Below are 18,635 nucleotides of genomic sequence, written 5' to 3' on the forward strand. Positions count from 1 at the left end.
CCACCTCATGAACGATCGGTCACAGCAGCTCTCCTTGCGCGAAAAGATCGGCTACAGCCTGGGCGACCTGGCCGCCAATCTGATCTTCCAGACGCTGGTCACTTTCCTGGCGTTCTTCTACACCGATGTGTTCCGCATTCCTGCAAGCGTGGCAGCGACGCTGATCTTTGTGGTCGGCATGCTGGGCGCATTCGTGTTTACGCCGGCCATCGGTATCCTGGCCGATCGCACGCGCACCCGCTGGGGCAAGTTCCGCCCGTGGATCCTGTGGACGGCGCTGCCCTTCGGGGCGTTGTCGCTGGCCGCCTTCAATACGCCCACGCTCGGCGAGCAGGGCAAGATCGCCTACGCGTTTGCCACCTACACCTTGCTGATGCTGGTGTACGTGGCCAACAACCTGCCGTATTCGGCCTTGAGCGGCGTGCTCACCGGCAGCATGGAGCAGCGCAACAGCTTGTCGGCGTACCGCTTTCTGGCGGTGACCTTTGCGCAGTTCATCATCCAGGTGCTGTTGCTGCCGTTGGTCTTGATCCTGGGCAATGGCGACAAGGCGCAGGGCTTTCGCAACACCATGGCGCTGTTCGCTGCGATCGGCACGCTGTGCTTTTTGATCACCTTTTTCACCACGCGCGAACGGGTGCTGCCGATCAGCGAACAACGCAACAGCGTGCGCCAGGACCTGACCGATCTGGTCCGCAACAAACCCTGGCTGGTGATGCTGGCGCTCACCATCCTGGTCTTCATCAATCTGGCGATGAAGGGTGGGATGTACATCTACTACTTCAAGTACTACCTCGACGCGAATGCGTTGACGCAGTTTCTCGATCACGCCGGCTTCAACCGCTTCATCGCCGGCGTCAACAGCGTACTGACTGGCGCCGGCATGAGCGCGTTGCAGTGGCCACAAGATGCGCCGACTTCCGCATTCAGCGTCTTCAGCGCCGGCGGCATCCTGGCGATGATCGTGGGCATCGGCTTTTCCAAACGCCTGGCCGACCGCTATGGCAAGCGCAATGTGTTCGGCGGCGCGCTGCTGATCTCCACGCTGTTCCTGCTGGCGTTCTATCTGTACCCACCCAATGCGATCGGCTGGGTGTTCGCCTCCTACGTCCTGCATGGGTATTTCTACGGCATCACCATTCCGTTGCTCTGGGCGATGATCGCCGATGTGGCCGATTACTCGGAGTGGAAGAACCACCGCCGCGCCACCGCGATCATCTTCTCGGCGATGTTGTGCGGCTTGAAGATCGGCCTGAGCGTAGGTGGCGCACTGGTCGCCGGCATCCTGGCGTTGTATGGCTATGACGCAGCATTGCCGCAGCAAAGCGCGGCCGTCACCAACGGCATCCGCCTGGCCATCAGCGTGTACGCCTCGCTTCCGTTCCTGCTCGGCACCGCACTGCTGGCGCTGTACGAGATCGACAAAGCGCTGGAAGCCCGCATCGAACACGAACTGAGCGTGCGCCGACACACCGTCCCGCTCGCCACCGTCTGACCTCCCCTCCCACTTCATGCACAGGTACGCGCATGTCCGATGAACTGCAAGCCGCCAGTCTGCAGGCGCTGGCGCGCACCGCCATTTCCGCACCGCTGGTGACCCATCTCTACACCGCCGATCCGTCCGCGCATGTCTTCGACGGTGCGTTGTATATCTATCCCTCGCACGACCTCGATGCCGGCGTGGCCTTCAGCGACGACGGCTCGCATTTCGACATGGCGGACTACCACGTGCTGCGCATGGCGCATCCGGGTGCAGCGGTGGAAGACCTCGGGCAAGTGCTGCATGTGCGCGATGTGCCCTGGGCGCAGCGGCAGATGTGGGCACCGGATGCGGCACAACGCAACGGCAAGACCTATCTGTACTTTCCCGCAAAACGCGCCGACGGCATGTTCCAGATCGGCGTGGCGGTGGGTGATCGCCCCGAAGGCCCGTTCGTGGCCGAGCCGCAGCCCATCGCCGGGACGTACTCGATCGACCCGGCCGTGCTTGCCGACGACGACGGCGCGCATTATCTCTACTTCGGCGGCATCTGGGGCGGCCAGCTGCAGCACTACCGCGACAATGCCTATGCGCAAACGCATCAGGAACCGGTGGGCGACGCACCCGCGCTCGGTCCACGCGTGGCGCGCCTGCACGAGCGCATGATCGACCTGGCCGAACCCAGCCGCGAAGTCGTCATCCTCGACGAACACGGCACTCCACTGCGCGCGGACGACCACGCCCGCCGTTTCTTCGAAGGCCCCTGGGTCCACCAGCACGCCGGCCGGTACTACCTGTCGTATTCCACCGGCGACACCCACCGGATCTGCTACGCCACCAGCGACTCACCCTACGGCCCGTTTACCTATCAAGGCGTGCTGCTCGCACCGGTGGTCGGCTGGACCACGCATCACTCCATCTGTTTGTTCCAGCAGCAGTGGTATTTGTTCTATCACGACAGCGTGCTCTCAGGCGGTCAGACGCATCTGCGCAGCATCAAGATGGCGCCGCTGGCGCATGCTGCAGATGGAACGATCGCGACGATTTATCCGTATGGGGAAGATGCGGTATCGCCTTGGTGAGTGCGGTTGGGTAACCGGCTGTCGGGATCCCGACCAGCCCGTCATGGCTCGACCGCCGTCGCTGAACGACACGTCCCGTCGCCGCTGCGCTTCCAGGGCGCGTCGTGAGCCTCGTTGCGGCTGATCGTCGACCCGGTGCTCATCGTGCGGTGATCGCGCGTTTCCTGGCATGCGCAACGCGTCGGCGCGGCTCTTGAACGCCGCCATGACGTATCGAACGTTACCGTCATCCCCCTGGCGAAAAGAGTCATCGTGCGCCCAGTCCGGAACTGCATCGCATGGGGTTGCATCCGGACGCGCCGCAACGCCGTAGGCCTGTCTACGGATTCTTTCAGGTGGAGGTTGCCATGCGAGGTGGCTCGATGCTGTTGTTGCTGACCTTAGCGGTCTACGGGAGTGCAAGTGGGAGCGAGTCGCGTGCCGCCCTGCCCCGCGCAGATAGCGTCGATGTGCCGCGCTTCATGGGCGACTGGTACGTCATCGCGCATATTCCGACCCGCCCGGAACGCAACGCCTACGACGCGGTCGAAAGTTACGCGCTGCGACCGGATGGTCGTATCCAGACCACCTTTACCTTTCGCAAGGGCAGCTTCCAGGCGCCGCTCAAGTCGATGCACCCGATCGGCCAGGTGACGAAGCAGGGCAATGGCGCGCTCTGGCGCATGCAGTTCTTCTGGCCGTTCAAGGCCGAGTACGTGATTGCCTGGCGGGATGCGGGGTATACGCAAACCATCGTGGCGCGCAGCAAGCGCGACTACGTCTGGTACATGGCGCGCACTCCACAGGTCTCAGATGCCGACTATCAGCAGGCCGTTCAACGCATTGCCGCGATGGGCTACGACGTGTCGCAGCTGCGACGTGTGCCGCAGTCGGCACGCTGATGCGGAAGCGCCCATGGGGAATCTGCACGCCGTGCAGTCCTCCAGCCGGCCAAGCGCATCAGGCGTCTTTCGTGTCCACAGAAAATTCCCATCCATCGTTCAAGCCGTCCAAGGGCTTGGCCTCGGTTGCCAAGTCGTCCTCGAACGCCGAAATGGCCTTGTACGACGGCAGCATGGTCGGATACACCGTCACATCCATGGGAAACGCGGTATTTTCCGGGTAATGACAGCAGCGGACTTTCTGCTCGAAGCGAAGCATCTTCACCGAGAACTCAAGCGCCGATTCCTTGCTGGGGAAGACGACTGAAAAAGCGATTTCCCGCGGCGTTGAAAGGTCTACACCTTGCTGTGCGATATGCCAGAGCGTGTCGCCGTTGTCGTCTTTGGGATACAGAATCAGATCTCGCTGCATGACGCTCTCATCAAGTGTTGGTCGGGAAGGCCTGTGAGGCCAGGATCTTCGCCGTTGGGCAAGAAAGCCAGCGTCGATGGTATCCAAAAGGCGCCACGGCGATGCGTCCGTGCCCGGCTCGCTGCTGACCGAGTCATCGCAATCGGGAGAAGCTTGCCCGTGGAGAGGAGGCACGCGATTACGCAACAAGGGTCTTGAACGGCGCCGTTAATGCTCGACTGGCAGCGCTCCCTCTCGCCGACCGCTCGGATCGGCAACGCGTCGCGAGAAGTCATCCAGCATCAGCGAGCGACATCGCGCAAGCGGCATGCCATCGCGCTGCGCGTACATCCGCGAAGCATGCTCGAACAGATCCGCGAGCAGTTCGCCGAAGTCCTCTGCACCGCCGCCCGGCTCGCAATTGATGCTCACGTGCCGCTGTTCATTCGCGGCCTACAGACGCAGTAGTTCGAAGGCCTCCGGATCGGCCAGTGGGTCGGGCGGGACAATCAATTCTCCATCGTGCATGTCTTCCCTGGTCGGGGGCGAACGTTCGCGCGGTGTCGTCGATGCCTCGCATTCGCCAGCGCGCGCACGCGCGACATCAGTGATCAGTAGCCGTGGGGCGATGACAGGCGCCGGCTCACGCCGGCGCCTGCTGCTTCACTGAGTGCCTCAAGGCACCCAGATCAAATTCATCAGCTGCGGATCGGCGGTCACCCTGACCAGCTTGCCGCTGGGGCCGAACTGCACCTGGTACTCGGAGAAACTGTCGCGCCAGTAGCGCCACAGCGAGGCGTCCAGGTTGGGGTTTTCGCTGCTGATCGGGTAGCCGACCGCCATCAGCACCTGTTCGCGGGTCATGCCGCCGGTGAGCTTGCCGTCGGTGATGGCCTGGCGAATCTTGGGCGGGAAGGTGGCGAGCTTGAGCTTGGGGTCGGTGGTGACCACATAGCGGGCGGCGAAGGCGGTGTTGTCCAGGTCGCGGCTGTAATCGTTGCCGATGGATTGCTTTTCGCCGGCGATCTTGAGGTTGACGCGGTTACGGCCGAAGCCGGTGACGCTGACCGGGGTGCCGACCGGGAGCATGCGTTTGCCGTCTTCGGCGTAGTTGCTGTCGCTGATCCAGCTGCCGTCGGTGCGCAGGTTGCAGCACAAAAAACCGTCGTACTTGGCGACATCGGCGGCGCTGGCCAGGTTGGCGGCGGTCAACAGGCTCAGGGCCAGCAGGGACGAATGCAGACGCATCGAAAGACTCCGTTCTCGACGGCCGTGGCCGCGCGGCAATGATGGACGAGGCGCGCCACCGTTTCCCCGCGGCGCGCGGGCATTGTCGCAGCCCCAGGCCGCTTGGCAAGCGCGGGTGACGCGCACAACCCTGGGTTGTGTATGCTCGGGGGGTGGAAACCCTGTCAACCGCCGAGATCGTCGAGCAGATCGCCGAGTTGCGACGCGCCCACCGCGCGTTGGACGAGGAGATTCAGCGCATGCCCGCCAATCCGGAAGACGAACTGCAGATGAAGCGCCTGAAGAAGCGCAAGCTGCAGATCAAGGACAACATCATCCGGCTGGAGATGGAGTTGGTTCCCGACGAGCCGGCGTAGCACGCGCCTGCGGTTGGGTTTGCTTTTTTGTGGTGCGCGGGCACGCGTTGCGGCGGCGCGGTCCACGCATAGCCGGCGCGGCGCTCCCCCATCCGCCCTTCGGGCACCTTCCCCCGCACGCCGGGGAAGGGAGTGGACTGGCGGTATTTGAGCAGCTGGCGTCCTCGGTTCCGTAGGAGCGCGCCCGAGGGCGACGGGCCTTCTCGGGAAAGCTTCGTCGCGCTCGGGCGCGCTCCTACACAAGGTTGACTGCCTGGCTTTCGACGATGCTGCGTGTGATTGTGCCCGTCGGCTGCGGCGGCTCAACCTGCGCGCAACAGGATCTTGCCGCCTCGCCCTGGCTCGGCACTGGCCGCTGCGGCCTTGGCCGCGTCTTTCAGGTCGAACACCGCTTCCACCGGCAGTGCCAGGCTGCCGTCGAGCGCGGCCTTCAACAGCTCGCCGATCATGCGGCGCTTGTCCTCGGACTTGGTGGCGGCCATGACCTTGCTGCCCCAGAAGCCGCGCACTGTGGCCTGCTTGAAGATCACATCGCCACTGGCAATCTCCAGCGGTTCGCCGGTCATCGAGCCGAACGAGATCAACTCGCCGCCTTCGGCCAGCACCCCCATCAGCTCGCCTGCTGCCTTGCCGGCGACCGAGTCGATAGCGCGCACGATCGGCGCATCGCCGGCCAGCGCGCGCACGCGGTCCTGCCAACCGTCTTGCGCGGTCGACACCGCATTGCCGATGCCCAGTGCCTCGAGTTCGTCCACGCCGGCATCGCGACGCACCAGATTGATCACGTTGACGCCGCGTGCCGCCGCGAGCATGGCGACGGTCTTGCCAACCGCGCCGTTGGCGGTGTTCTGCACGATCCAGTCGCCTTTCTCGACATGCAGGAACTCGATCAGCATCAATGCGCTCAGCGGCATGGCGATGAGCTGGCAGCCACGGTCGTCATCCAGTGCATCGGGCAGTGGGACCACGCCGGTCGCCTCGGCCAGAAAGGAGTCGGCCCAGCTCTCGTGTACGCCGGCAGCGACGACGCGCTGGCCGACCTGCAGGCCCTGGACGCCTTCGCCCAGCGCATCGATCACGCCAGAGCCTTCGCTGCCGCCGATCGCCGGCAATGTGGGCTTGTAGCCGTAGTTGCCGCGCACCGTCCACAGGTCATGGTTGTGGATGGGCGAACGCCGCATCGCGATGCGGACCTGGCCCTTGCCGGGTTGCGGTGTGGGCCGTTCGCCAAGTTCGAGCACCTTGGCCGGGTCGCCGTACCGGGTGTGGATGGCTGCGCGCATGCAAGTCTCCTGCCGGCGACGCCCGTGGTGCAACGCAGCCGATCACAGTGAAAGGTGCTGCGATGCTAACGGGAGTGCTGGAAGTGCCCGATGAAACGAACGGAACCGCTGCGTGAAGGCGGCCGGCGTCTCGCCCACACCCCGCCACGCGCCCAACGCCTCCCACAGGGCTTGAAGGCGTTCGCCAACGGCTTACTGCGGGGGCACGACCACGTCCGGCTTGGCCGCTGCCGGGCTGACGCGTTCGATGGTATGGCGCAGTTCGCGGCCGAGAATGAACTTGGCGTCCTTAGCCCAGGCATCCAGGCGCTCGTCGAACATCAGCTTGCTGTTTTCGTCCGGCCACACCAGGCGCAACTCGCGCAATTTCTGGATGAAGCCGCGGAACAGCGTCTTGTCGAAGAACTCCGGCGCGGCCGGTGCGTACAGCAGGCTCAGACGCTGCGCGGCCTGTTGGCACAGGCTTTCCAGTTCGCCGGCACCGAGCACGCCGGGACCGTTCTTCACCAGCACCGAAATGGCGATGTAATAGCGCTCGAAGGCCTGTTGCAGCGAGTGGCCGATCGCACGCAGGCGGAACACTTCGTCGGTCTGCCCGGTGTTGCGTGCCAGGATCCCGCCGTCGTCGTCGGTGACGTTGAGCAGCAGGCCTTCGCGCACGAACATGTCGATGGTCTGTTCGATGCGTTCGGCAAAGCGGTCTTCGCTCCACGGCAGGAACAACTCGGCCTGCAGGAACGGATACACCGTGCGACCCAGGCGCAACAGACCGGCGCGGCTCATGCGGCGGTTGTTCTGGAAACAGCACGCCACCCACGAGGAGGCAGTGAACAGGTGCAGCACGTTGTTGCGGAAGTAGCTCAGCAGCACCGCCGTATCGCCGCTGACGCTGAGCACATCGCCCAGCGGGTGCGACACACGCGTGAGCACGTTGATCTCTTCGGCATGGGTGATGATGCGCGCCGGCGTATGCGGGGTGACGGTGACGCGGTCCGAGTAGGGCATTTCGGCCAGCAGCTTCTTGCACAGCTCGATCTGCGCGATCAGATCGGCCTCGCCCATCGCGTGCTTGGGCGTGGACAGCAGGGCCAGCGCCAGCAGGTTGATCGGATTGACGTCGGCGGCGCAGTTGATGCGGGTCTGGATCTGCGTCGACAGCATGTCGACCGCGGGCGCCAGCCAGGTGGGTTTTTCGTCTTCCGGCAGCGGCTGGCCGTCCCAATCGGGCGCGTGCTTGGCCAGCACGTCGTTGAGCGCGATCGGCTCGCCGAAGTTCACCACCACCTGGCCATAGTTCTGCTTGAGCACCTTGGGGATGGACCACAGCAGGCCCCAGATGGATTCCTTCTCCTTGGGCCGGCCGGTGAGCTCGTCCAGGTAGCTGTTGCCTTCCATCAACTTCTCGTAGCCGATGTACACCGGCTGGAACAGCACCGGCTTGCGCGGCTGGCGCAAATACGCGCGCAGGGTCATCGCGATCATGCCGCCCTTGGGCTGCAGCAAACGCCCGGTGCGCGAACGCCCGCCTTCGACGAAGTATTCGATCGAATAGCCGCCGGCCACCAGTTGGGCGACGTATTCGCTCAGCACCGCCGAATACAGCGCATTGCCCTTGATCGAGCGGCGGATGAAGAACGCGCCGCCCTTGCGCAGCAGGGTACCGACCACCGGCAGATTGAGGTTGATGCCGGCCACGATGTGCGGCGGCACGATGCCGCGTTCGTACAGCAGATAGCTCAGCAGCAGGTAGTCCATGTGGCTGCGGTGGCTGGGCACGTACACCACTTCGTGCCCGGGCGCGGCCTGTTTGAGCTTGTCCAGGTGATGCACCAGCACGCCCGCGTAGATGCGGTTCCACACGTGGGTCAGCAGGAAGCTGGCCGAGCGCACCACCGGGCTGGAATAGTCGGCGGCGATTTCCCACGCATAGGCGTGCGCCTTGCGCCAGGCATCGACCGGCTTGGAATTGTCGCGCTTGGCCTGGATGGCGATGGCTTCGCGTACCGACTCGGCGGCCAGCACCTGGTCGACCAGCAAACGGCGGGTAGACAAATCCGGGCCGATCACCGCTTCGCGGATGCGCCGGAAGTGCGTGCGCAGCACGCGCTGCAACTTGCGCAAGGTGCGCTCGGGCGGCAGCCCTTCGGCCATGGTCTGGCGCAACGAAATCGGCGGGGCGAAGCGCACGATGGTGGTGCGGCCGTTGAGCAAGACCGACAGCAGGCGGCGGAAGCGGCCGACCAGCGCCCAGTTTTCCGAGAACAGCACCGCAAACCAGCCGCTCTGCTTGTCCGGCGCGCGGCCGACGAAGATCGACACCGGCACCAGATGCACGTCCAGGTCGGCGCGCACGCGGTGCGCCTGCAGCAGCTTGGCCAGCGAATCGGAATGGGTCTTGCCGCCGCGCTGCTCGGGAATCAGCGAATTGCTGCTGCTGCGCCGTGAGAGCGCCAGGTAGGCGCGCTTGCGCTCCAGCGGGTCGCCCGGCAACGGCACCAGCGGCGACGGCAGGCCGACTTCGCGACAGGCCTTGTCCAAAATCAGCGCGTTGGACATGCCGTAGTCTTCCAGCACGTACACCACCGGGCGGCCGTCGTCGTAGCGACCGGGCTGGTCCGGCTCGATGGTCAGGCTCAGCCAGGGGTCTGCCAGGCGGCCAAGCAGGCGCGCCCACCAGGGGCGCTTGCCGCTGCGCGCAGCGGCAACGCTGGGGGCGATCGATGGCGCAACCGCTGGCGGTACCGGCTCGGCGAGCGGCAATGCCGCCGCCGTGGCGCCGGTGTCGGCTGCGGCAGTGCTGGGCGGGCTGGGCTGGCCGTCCGGGAACGGCAGGGGATTCTGTTCTGGCATCACGGTCATTATCGCCCAGCCGGGCGGTTCCCGGTGTCGGCAGGCTTCGCCGGCGCGGCCGCTGCGGTGTCGGGCGCTGCAGTGGCGCTAGGTAGGGGCGTGGCCTGGGCATCGAGCAGCGCCTGTACTTCGTTCTGGGTCTGCAGCTGGTACCAGTGGCCCTCGCGCTTGATCAGCGCAACGTTCAGATCGATATCGTGGGCGGCCAGCGGATAGCGCAGCCGTACCTGGGCGGTGTCGGCATCCTGCTTGATCAACCCGGTCCGCAGCGCGTCCAGGCTGCTGTCGATCGACAGGTCGTAGCGCTCCAGCACCTTCTTGCAGGTTTCCCAGAACGGCCCGAGCCGGCGCAGGCTTTCTTCCATGCCCAGCCGCTGCAGGTCGGCATCGGACGTAATGCCGGTGGCGCGCGCGGCGCTCGTCAGATCGGCGATGCTGGCCTTGGCGCGGGGGCGATCGGCCAGCGGCGCGGCGGCAGCCCACGCGCTCAAGGCATCGACCAACTGCACGTAATGGGCGCGCTGCTCGGGCTGGTAGTCGTTGCGGCTACGCAGGTATTGCACGCCGAACTGGCCCAGCGATTGCGCCGCCTGCGCGATGCCCTGGGCCTGGCCGGCCAGCTGCGCATCGAAGGCCTGCTGCAGGCGGCGTTCGGCATCGGGCGCCGACAACGACCCCAGCAGCGCGCCGACTTCATTCGGCAGCGGCAGTTCGGTCAGCGGCCAGCGGCTGGCACCGCTGCGCCACGCCGCCTCCAGCTGGGTGTATTGCGCAGGCGTTACCCGGATGCGCGCATACGCCACCAGATCATTGCGCCGCAGCGGCAGGGTCATCGCCTGCATCGCCGCGGCCGGCTCGGCCTTGGCGCCGGGCAGTGCCGGGGCGGTCTGGTTGCGCTGGCAGCCGCTCACGCACAGCGCGGCCAGCAGCAGCCACGCGGCGGAGTGGAACCGCCCTGCACGGACGGTAGGTAGCGACATGCGCACGATGTTCCCCCTGATCGATCGGCGCATCTTGCTGTCTGGATGCATTGGCGGCAAGGCAGGCCTGAACCGTGCGCCAGGGTATGGTGTGCAGATGTTACGTTTTCGTAGTTCCTGGCACGTTGTCGACCAGTGTCCGACATTGGCTGCCGATGTCTTATTCGGACAAACTTGTCCAGCGATCGGGCTGCAGCCCTTGCGCCACTTGCGTTTGATCGCATGCTGCGGCGCATCATGTAAGCGCTTGCAGTTCCTGCTAGCGTGCGCTGCATCTCGCTTGGGGGTCACCATCAGATGGGGCTGATGTCATGCATGTGCCTGTCCGACACGGGCGCTCGGTGCCAGCAGGCCGTGCGCCTTACCCCGGCGCGCGGCGCCACGTGCGTTGACCTGGAGAACGCCACAGCATGAGTCGGCCACGGTCCGAAGGCGGCAGCGTCACCATCAAGGACGTTGCGCGTGAAGCGCAGGTGTCGGTGGCGACGGTCTCGCGCACCATGAACGGGCATCAGCACGTGGCCGAGTCGGTGCGCGAGCGTGTCTTGCAGGTGGCGCGTGCGCTCAATTACATCCCGCACCACGCCGCGCGCAGCCTCAGCAGCCGGCGCACCCACACCATCGGGGTGGTGCTGCCGGACCTGCATGGCGAATTCTTTTCCGAATTGATCCGCGGCATCGATCAGGTGGCGCGCGACCAGGGCTACCATCTGCTGGTGTCCAGCTCGCACGGCGACCCGCAGGCGCAGCGCCGGGCACTGGAGCGCCTGCCCGGGCGCGTGGACGGGGTGGTGGTGATGTCGCCGTCGCTGGGCGATTCGGGCGTGCATGAAGACGCGCTGCCCGGCGGCCTGCCGGCGGTGCTGCTCAATTGCGCGGGTAGCGCGAGCCAGCGCCCGGTGCTCAATGTGGACAACTACGGCGGCGCGCGGGTCATGACCCGGCATCTGCGCGACAGTGGCCACCGCCGCATCGCCTTCATCGCCGGGCCGGACGACAACTTCGATGCGCATGAGCGCATGCGCGGGTATCGCGACGAACTGGCGCTGGACCCGGCCGTGCAGCCGTGGGTCTTGCCCGGCAACTTCGACGAAGAATCCGGTTACCGCGCCGGCCAGGCGTTGGCCCGGGACACGCGGCCCGACGCGGTGTTCGCCGCCAACGACATGATGGCCTTGGGCTGCCTGTTCGCGCTCGGCCATGCCGGGCTCAAGGTGCCGCAGGACATTGCGCTGGCCGGATTCGACGACGTGCCGATGGCGCGCTACGTCCTGCCTGCGCTGACCACGATGCGGGTGGATATCGCCGGCCTGGGCGCGCGTGCGTTGCAGTTGTTGCTGGGCCAGCAGTTGGTCGATGCGCCTGCACCGCCTGCCGAAGCCGCACCGCCAGCATTTTCGCAGATGGTTCCGGAACTGATCGTGCGTGCCTCCAGCGCCGCCCGTGGCACAGCCGGACATTGACAACGATGCGCCGCATCGCATCTTCACGAATTATTTACGCTTTCTTATGTTTTTTATAACTCTATCGTTGCCGCTACCGCTGCTCGTTCGTCCTTGAAATAACGCGTCACCCTGCGCCACGCCGACCACGCTGCCGGTACGCGCCTGACCCCTGGGAGGGGGAAGTCATGAAGACCTACCGTACCGTCTCCACCCTGCCGGCGCGCAGCCTGCTGTGCTGCGCCCTGGCCGCTTCGTTGCTGGCCGCCGGCCCGGCCATGGCGCAGTCCAGTAACGCCACCCTGCGTGGGCAAGTGGCCGCGTCCCAGGCAGGCACCACCGTGACCGCCACCAACCTCGCCACGGGCACGACGCGACGCGTGGCGACCGGCCCGGATGGCACTTATGCCCTGGTTGGCCTGCCGCCGGGCACCTACAAGGTGGATGCCGGCCCGGGCACCGAGAAGACGGTAACCCTGTCGGTGGCCTCGTCGGTGAGCCTGAATCTGGGCAGTGGCGGCGAGGCGACAACGCCCGCCGATGGCACCGCCACCACCCTGGACACGGTCAAGGTCACTGCCACCTCGCTGCAGGAGGTCAAGACCTCCGAAGTGGGCACCAATGTGTCGCTCAAGCAGATCAACACGGTGCCGCAGCTGACGCGCAACTTCCTGGAGTTCGCCGACACCGTGCCCGGCATGCAGTTCGAGACCGACCCGAACGGCAACAGCCGCATCCGCGGTGGCGCGCAGGCCAGCTCGGCGGTCAACGTCTACATCGACGGTGTGGGCCAGAAGAGCTATCTGTTCGGCGGCGTCTCCGGCCAGGAGCAGAGCGCGGGCAACCCGTTCCCGCAGCTGGCGATCGGCGAGTACAAGGTCATCACCTCCAACTACAAGGCCGAGTTCGACCAGGTGGGGTCGGCGGCGATTGTGGCCTCCACCAAGTCTGGCGGCAATGAGTTCCACGGCGAGATCTTCGGGCGCACCACCAATACCGATTTCCGCGCGCGTCAGGCCGACGAGCGCGCCGGTGCGCCCAATGCCGACGGTAGCAAGCGCCAGACCCACCAGGACGAATACGGCATGGCCTTCAGCGGGCCGATCGTCAAGGACAAGGCGCATTTCTTCGTCAGCTACGAAGGCAAGGGCTTCGAGGTGTCGGCCAACCCGGTCTCGGTGCCGGACAGCTTCAGCGCATTGCGCGACGACCTGCCGGCCGGCGTGCAGAGCCGCCTGGGTTCGGTCACCCGTCCGTTCAAGGAAGACCTGTACTTCGGCAAGATCGACTGGGACGTGGGCGAGAACGATCGCCTGGAGTTGACCGCCAAGTACCGCGACGAGAAGAGCCGCGACGACGTGGGCGACCGCAACACCGCCATCGCCGGCAAGAACAACCTCAACACCGAAGAGCGCTACGACCTGCGCTGGCAGCATTTCGGCGAACGTTACGTCAACGAGGCGCGTGTCTCCTACGAGGACGTGCTGTTCAACCCCAATGCCTTCACCCTGGGCAACCAGAACATCTATACCCGCGGCGTCGCCGAAGACGATGTGCTGATCCGCGACAACGCCACCAGCGGCCTGGCGATCCAGCGCAAGGGTCAGAAAGGCCCGAGCTTCCAGAACGACCTGACCTTCAACAGCATCGACTGGCACGGCAGCCACGTCATCAAGATGGGCGTGAAGTACAAGGAAGTGGAGCTGACCCAGAGCGAAAACGCGGCGGTCAATCCGTCGTTCTACTACGCGGTGGCCGATGGCCTGGGAACCTCGGCGATTCCGTACCAGGTGAAGTTCAATCTGCCGTTTGCAGGTGCCGCGCCGTCGGTGACGACCAAGAGCAAGCAGCTGGGCCTGTACATCCAGGACGATTGGGACGTCAACGACAAGCTGCAGTTGAACCTGGGCGTGCGCTGGGATGGCGAGAAGATTCCCTCGTATCTGGACAACGTGACCCCGCCGGAAGTGGTGGCGGCCTTGAACGGCCCCGGCACCGACCCGACGGTGAGCGCCACCTACGCCGAGCAACTGGCCAAGGGCGGCGTCAACATCAACGACTACATCAGCAACGGCCATAACCGTAAGCAGGACAACAACAACTTCGCGCCGCGCCTGGGCTTCTCCTACGATTTCCGCGGCGACGAATCGCTGGTGTTGTTTGGCGGTGCCGGGCGCAGCTACGACCGCAATCTGTTCGACATCCTGGGACTGGAGCAGGTCAAGTCGGCGCTGGCGCAGTACACGCTCCGCTTTGCCGAAGCCGCGCCCGGCTGCACGCCGGCGCCGGGCACCTGCGTCAACTGGAATCCGGCCTACCTCAGCGATCCGGCAAGCCTCGGCAGTCTGGTCAATTCAGGGGTGCGCAACGGTGAGATCGACCTGCTCAACAACGATCTGAAGACGCCTTATTCCGACCAGTATTCGCTGGGCCTGCGCACGCGGCTGGGCGAATGGAACACCTCGGCCACGGTGTCCTACATCCATAGCAAGGACGGTCTGATCCTCACCTTGGGTAACCGCTACCCCAATGGCGATTTCTTCCAGAATGGCGGCCAGCCGTGGAACGAGAATCCGCCGGGCTTCGGTTCGCTGCTGATCGGCAATAACGGTGTGGAAACCAAGACCGGCCAGCTGCTGCTGTCGGCCGACAAGCCCTATACCCAGGAAAGCGGCTGGGGGTTGACTGCGGCCTACACGTTCTCGCGCGCACGCGGTAACCGCGGCAACGATGATCGCTACGGGTTCGATGCGGCCACCATCGCCGACTACCCGTTCCTGGATCTGAACGCAGTGCCGCGCCATCGGCTGGTGCTGACCGGCATCTACGATCTGTTCTGGGGTATCAGCGCCTCGGCCAAGCTGACCCTGGCCACGGTGCCGCCGCGCAATGAAGCGGTGTCCTACGACCAGTACGGCGGACAGCCGTCGGACAACATCCGTATCGTCTCGGTGGATGCACCGGGCGGCAAGTTCATCGCCGGCGGCGACATCTTCGGCACGCGGCAGCTGGATCTGTCGCTGTCCAAGGACATGCATGTGACCGAGGCGTTGACCGTGCAGGTGCGCGGGGATCTGATCAATGCGCTCAACTTCCGCAACTACGACCAGTACGCCATCGACTGGGGCCAGAACGGCGTCTACAACCCGCGCGCCAGCATCAACCAGTACGGCGCGCTGTCCACCTCGCCGCGGACGCTGTTCCTGAGCGCACGCATCATCTGGTAAGTCGCTAGCAATGCCAGCGATGCCAGCACAGGGAGGCCGCCTGTGCTGGCCTCCGCGCACGGCACGCATCCTGGTGCATCGTTGGTCTTGCATTGCCCGGTGATTGCCGAGGCGCTGCATCGGCCACGCCCCCACTGTTTCATCCGTCTCGACCCGTGCCTGAAGGAGCAAGCACCCGTCACCGCAGACCCTTGTTGTTCTTGCAGCCCTCGCGGCTGTCGTTGCCTGTTGTCCCTGTGTTCCACACCAAAGCACCAATCCAACGCGCCAGTCGCTGCACTGCGTCGCGCCTTACCCCTGGGAGGGGGAAGTCATGAAGAATCACCGCACCGTCTCCACCCTGCCGGCGCGCAGCCTGTTGTGCTGCGCCCTGGCCACCTCGTTGTTCGCCGCCACACCGGCCATGGCCCAGTCCAGTAACGCCACGTTGCGTGGCCAGGTCGCTTCCGCGCAGAACGGCAGCGAAGTCGTCGTCACAAACGTCGCCACCGGCTCGGTGCGACGCGCGCCGGTCAATGCGAACGGCAACTACACCATCGTCGGGCTGCAGCCGGGTACCTACAAGGTCGAATCCAACGGCATCAGCCGCACGGTGACCCTGTCGGTGGCCTCCAGCGCCACCGTCGATCTGGGCACCGAGACGGCCGCTGCGCCCGCAGGCGATGCGACCACGCTGGATACGGTGACGGTCAGCGCGCCGATGATCCGCGACGTCAAGACCTCGGAGGTGGGCAACACCATCAGCGCGCGTCAGATCCAGCAATTGCCACAGGCCACGCGTAACTTCCTGGAGTTTGCCGATACCGTGCCGGGCATGGTGTTTCAGGTCGATGGCAACGGCAACACCAAGCTGCGCGGCGGTGCGTCCAATGCCAGTGCCGGCAATCTGTACATCGATGGCGTGGGCCAGAAGAGCTACGTACGTAGCGGTGGCGTCGCCGGTCAAAGCGATACGCAGGGCAACCCGTTCCCGCAGCTGGCGATCGGCGAATACAAGGTCATTACTTCCAACTACAAAGCCGAGTACGGCCAGATCAGTGGCGCGGCGATTACCGCGGCCACCAAGTCGGGCACCAACGAGTTCCACGGCGAAGCGTTCTATCGCTATACCGATCAGGATCTACGCGACAAGCGGCCCGACGAAGAAGCCAACGGCAAGATCGATTCGCAGACCAAGGAATACGGTTTCGCGCTCGGCGGGCCGATCATCCAGGATCGCATGCATTTCTTCGTTGCCTACGAAGGCAAGGAAAACGTGGCGCCCAAGAGCGTGCAGCCGAGTTCCGAGGCGGCGGCGTTCGTCAGCCAGCTGCCGGCCAACCTGGCCAGCCAGTATGGCCCGGCCAATATGCCGTTCGAAGAAGACCTGTTGTTCGGCAAGATCGACTTCGAGCCCACCGATCGCGATCGCATCGAACTGAGCACGATCTACCGCGACGAGACCCAGACCGCCAACGTCGGCGGTACCAACACGCTCGCGCAGGCCACCGACAAGATCAACAAGGACAAGCGCACCAACCTGCGTTGGCAGCACAGTGCCGACAACTGGTTCAACGAGGTCATCGTCGGTACCGAAAATTCGGAGAACAACCCGACCCCGCGCACCCTGGGCAACGGCATCGTCTACACCTATTTCCAGCCGCGTTCCGGTTCCACCGATATCGATGAGCGCACGTTCCTCACCACCGGTTCGGCTGGCGGCAAGAACGCGCAGCGCAAGAGCCAGAAGGGCTGGTTCATCCAGAACGATCTGACCTTCACCAGCTTCCAGTGGCATGGCGAACACACCATCAAGATGGGTGTGAACTACAAGGACATCGAGCTCACCTCGCAGGATGCGGCGGCGTTGAATCCGCAGTTCAGCTATCGCGTCAGCAATGGCAGCATTGACGCCACACCCTACCGCGTGGACTTCATCGCGCCCTACACCACGCCAGGCCAGCGCGCCACGGTGGTCTCCCCGTCCAAGCAGTACGGTATCTATCTGCAGGACGACTGGGCCGCCACCGACAAGTTGATGGTCAACATCGGCGTGCGCTGGGATTACGAAGACACTCCGGCCTACACCAACTTCGTTACCTCGCAGGCCTTCGTCGACGCGCTGTATGCCAACGACGCAGAAAATCCCGGCCAGCCTTGGGCCAACCGTCTGCTGCCCAGCGGCATCAACGTGGCCGACTACATCAGCACCGGCAACAACCGCAAGAACTTCAAGGATGCCTGGGCGCCGCGCTTCGGTTTCTCGTATGACATCTTCGGCGACGAAGCCGCCATCGTGCATGGCGGTGCCGCGCGCTCCTACGATCGCAACCTGTTCGAACAGTTGGCGCTGGAAACCAGCAAGGCGGCGCTGTCGCCGGTGGCGGTGTATTTCGAAAATCCGGCCACCGGCACCTGCTATCGCGCCGATCGCACCTGCGTGGCGTTCGACCCGCGCTATCTCAACGGCATCGATCAGCTCAACACCATTCCCGGTGTCGCCGGCAGCGCCGAGCTCTTCATGTTCAACAACAAGCTCAAGACGCCGTACAGCGACCAGTACAGCATCGGCATCACCAACCAGGTGGGCGACTGGCTGACCGATGTGACCTTCCAGCGCATCCTCAGCTACGACGGGTTCGCGATGGGTCTGATCAACCGCTATCCGGATGGCTCCTACTTTCAGAATGGCAACGTGCCGTGGGGCGAGCCGGTGCCGGGCTACCAGAACACCATCCTGGGCAGCAACGGCCTGGAGCAGCGCAACAGCCAGGTGCTGTTGTCGGCCGACAAGCCGTACACCAAGGAGTCCGGTTGGGGCCTGACCTTGTCCTACACCCACACCAGCGCGCGCCAGAACCGCAACATCGATGAGCCTTACGGTTTCGACAAGGCCACCATCCGCGGCTATCCGTTCGTCAAATCCGATGCCGTGGCCGCGCATCGCTTCGTCGCTTCCGGCTCGATCGACGGCCCATGGGGCGTGACTTTCGGTGCCAAGCTGGTATTGGCCACGCCCGAGCCGATCAACACGATCGCCTGCTTCGGCTTCACCGATCCCGATGGCGCGACGTGCCAGCAGGTCGGCGTCACCCCGCCGGGCAGCGGCAAGTTCCTGGTCGGTGGCGATATCTGGGGCTACCGCACAGTGGACTTCCAGGCCACCAAGGAGTTCACCGTGGCCGGCGACTTCAAGCTCAATGCACGTGTGAACCTGCTCAACGCGTTCAACTTCAAGAACTACAGTGCGTACGCCTACAACGGCTTCGGTAGCAATGGTCAGTTCGCTCCGGACATCGCCATCAACACCAGCGGCGAGATCAACTACGTGCCGCGCAGCGTCGTGCTGGAAATCGGCGCCAAGTTCTGATGCGTGCCTTGCCACATGCGCCGGGACGGGCATGTGGTCTGTCGAACGGGGCCAACTGGCCCCGTT

13 protein-coding genes are annotated in these 18,635 nt (G+C 64.7%); 7 read left to right on the forward strand and 6 right to left on the reverse strand.

Going from position 1 to position 18,635, the window contains the following annotated elements:
• Positions 1-7 precede the first annotated feature (7 nt).
• The 3 genes from EO156_RS06145 (at position 8) to EO156_RS06155 (ending at position 3,443) form a co-directional block, all read left to right on the forward strand.
• On the forward strand, positions 8-1,495 hold the full coding sequence (locus tag EO156_RS06145; RefSeq protein WP_016851393.1) for an MFS transporter: 1,488 nt from the start codon (positions 8-10) through the stop codon (positions 1,493-1,495).
• A gap of 32 nt (positions 1,496-1,527) precedes the next feature.
• Positions 1,528-2,562 carry a glycoside hydrolase family 43 protein gene (locus tag EO156_RS06150; protein ID WP_011052848.1) on the forward strand — a complete coding sequence of 345 codons (1,035 nt, stop codon included), beginning with the start codon at positions 1,528-1,530 and terminating at the stop codon, positions 2,560-2,562.
• A 347-nt stretch (positions 2,563-2,909) separates the two neighbouring features.
• A complete protein-coding gene (locus tag EO156_RS06155; RefSeq protein ID WP_026007282.1) occupies positions 2,910-3,443 on the forward strand; it encodes a lipocalin family protein in 534 nt (177 codons plus the stop codon).
• A 58-nt stretch (positions 3,444-3,501) separates the two neighbouring features.
• On the opposite strand, the gene EO156_RS06160 is transcribed toward EO156_RS06155, so the two are convergent.
• The 3 genes from EO156_RS06160 to EO156_RS06170 form a co-directional block, all read right to left on the reverse strand.
• On the reverse strand, positions 3,502-3,855 hold the full coding sequence (locus EO156_RS06160; protein ID WP_003485066.1) for a ribonuclease E inhibitor RraB: 354 nt from the start codon (positions 3,853-3,855) through the stop codon (positions 3,502-3,504).
• 207 nt (positions 3,856-4,062) lie between these two features.
• Positions 4,063-4,266, reverse strand: a complete 204-nt coding sequence (locus EO156_RS06165; protein WP_016851391.1) for a DUF5076 domain-containing protein — start codon at positions 4,264-4,266, stop codon at positions 4,063-4,065.
• A gap of 243 nt (positions 4,267-4,509) precedes the next feature.
• Positions 4,510-5,082 carry a hypothetical protein gene (locus EO156_RS06170; protein ID WP_016851390.1) on the reverse strand — a complete coding sequence of 191 codons (573 nt, stop codon included), beginning with the start codon at positions 5,080-5,082 and terminating at the stop codon, positions 4,510-4,512.
• Positions 5,083-5,234: 152 nt separating this feature from the next.
• On the opposite strand from EO156_RS06170, the gene EO156_RS06175 reads away from it, so the two are divergent.
• Positions 5,235-5,438: a YdcH family protein gene (locus EO156_RS06175; RefSeq protein ID WP_003485069.1), complete on the forward strand. Its 204-nt coding sequence runs from the start codon at positions 5,235-5,237 to the stop codon at positions 5,436-5,438.
• A 302-nt stretch (positions 5,439-5,740) separates the two neighbouring features.
• On the opposite strand, the gene EO156_RS06180 is transcribed toward EO156_RS06175, so the two are convergent.
• The 3 genes from EO156_RS06180 to EO156_RS06190 all read right to left on the reverse strand — a co-directional run bounded on the left by EO156_RS06180 (position 5,741) and on the right by EO156_RS06190 (position 10,551).
• Positions 5,741-6,721, reverse strand: a complete 981-nt coding sequence (locus tag EO156_RS06180; RefSeq protein WP_016851389.1) for a zinc-binding dehydrogenase — start codon at positions 6,719-6,721, stop codon at positions 5,741-5,743.
• Between the two features lie 192 nt (positions 6,722-6,913).
• Positions 6,914-9,580: a glycerol-3-phosphate 1-O-acyltransferase PlsB gene (gene plsB / locus EO156_RS06185; RefSeq protein WP_003485072.1), complete on the reverse strand. Its 2,667-nt coding sequence runs from the start codon at positions 9,578-9,580 to the stop codon at positions 6,914-6,916.
• Positions 9,580-10,551: a hypothetical protein gene (locus EO156_RS06190; RefSeq protein ID WP_005922819.1), complete on the reverse strand. Its 972-nt coding sequence runs from the start codon at positions 10,549-10,551 to the stop codon at positions 9,580-9,582. Before EO156_RS06190 ends, plsB begins: the two co-directional genes overlap by 1 nt.
• A gap of 410 nt (positions 10,552-10,961) precedes the next feature.
• Between EO156_RS06190 and EO156_RS06200 the strand changes: the two genes are divergently transcribed.
• The 3 genes from EO156_RS06200 to EO156_RS06210 all read left to right on the forward strand — a co-directional run bounded on the left by EO156_RS06200 (position 10,962) and on the right by EO156_RS06210 (position 18,569).
• Positions 10,962-12,014 (forward strand): LacI family DNA-binding transcriptional regulator, encoded by a 1,053-nt coding sequence (locus EO156_RS06200; protein ID WP_005917039.1) that lies wholly within the window; start codon positions 10,962-10,964, stop codon positions 12,012-12,014.
• Positions 12,015-12,181: 167 nt separating this feature from the next.
• Positions 12,182-15,220 carry a TonB-dependent receptor gene (locus tag EO156_RS06205; RefSeq protein ID WP_016849584.1) on the forward strand — a complete coding sequence of 1,013 codons (3,039 nt, stop codon included), beginning with the start codon at positions 12,182-12,184 and terminating at the stop codon, positions 15,218-15,220.
• Between the two features lie 313 nt (positions 15,221-15,533).
• The gene (locus EO156_RS06210; protein ID WP_003485089.1) at positions 15,534-18,569 is read left to right on the forward strand and encodes a TonB-dependent receptor; all 3,036 of its coding nucleotides are present in this window, start codon (positions 15,534-15,536) and stop codon (positions 18,567-18,569) included.
• Positions 18,570-18,635 lie beyond the last annotated feature (66 nt).

Source organism: Xanthomonas sp. DAR33341 (assembly GCF_003992815.1).
Lineage (GTDB): Bacteria > Pseudomonadota > Gammaproteobacteria > Xanthomonadales > Xanthomonadaceae > Xanthomonas > Xanthomonas cissicola.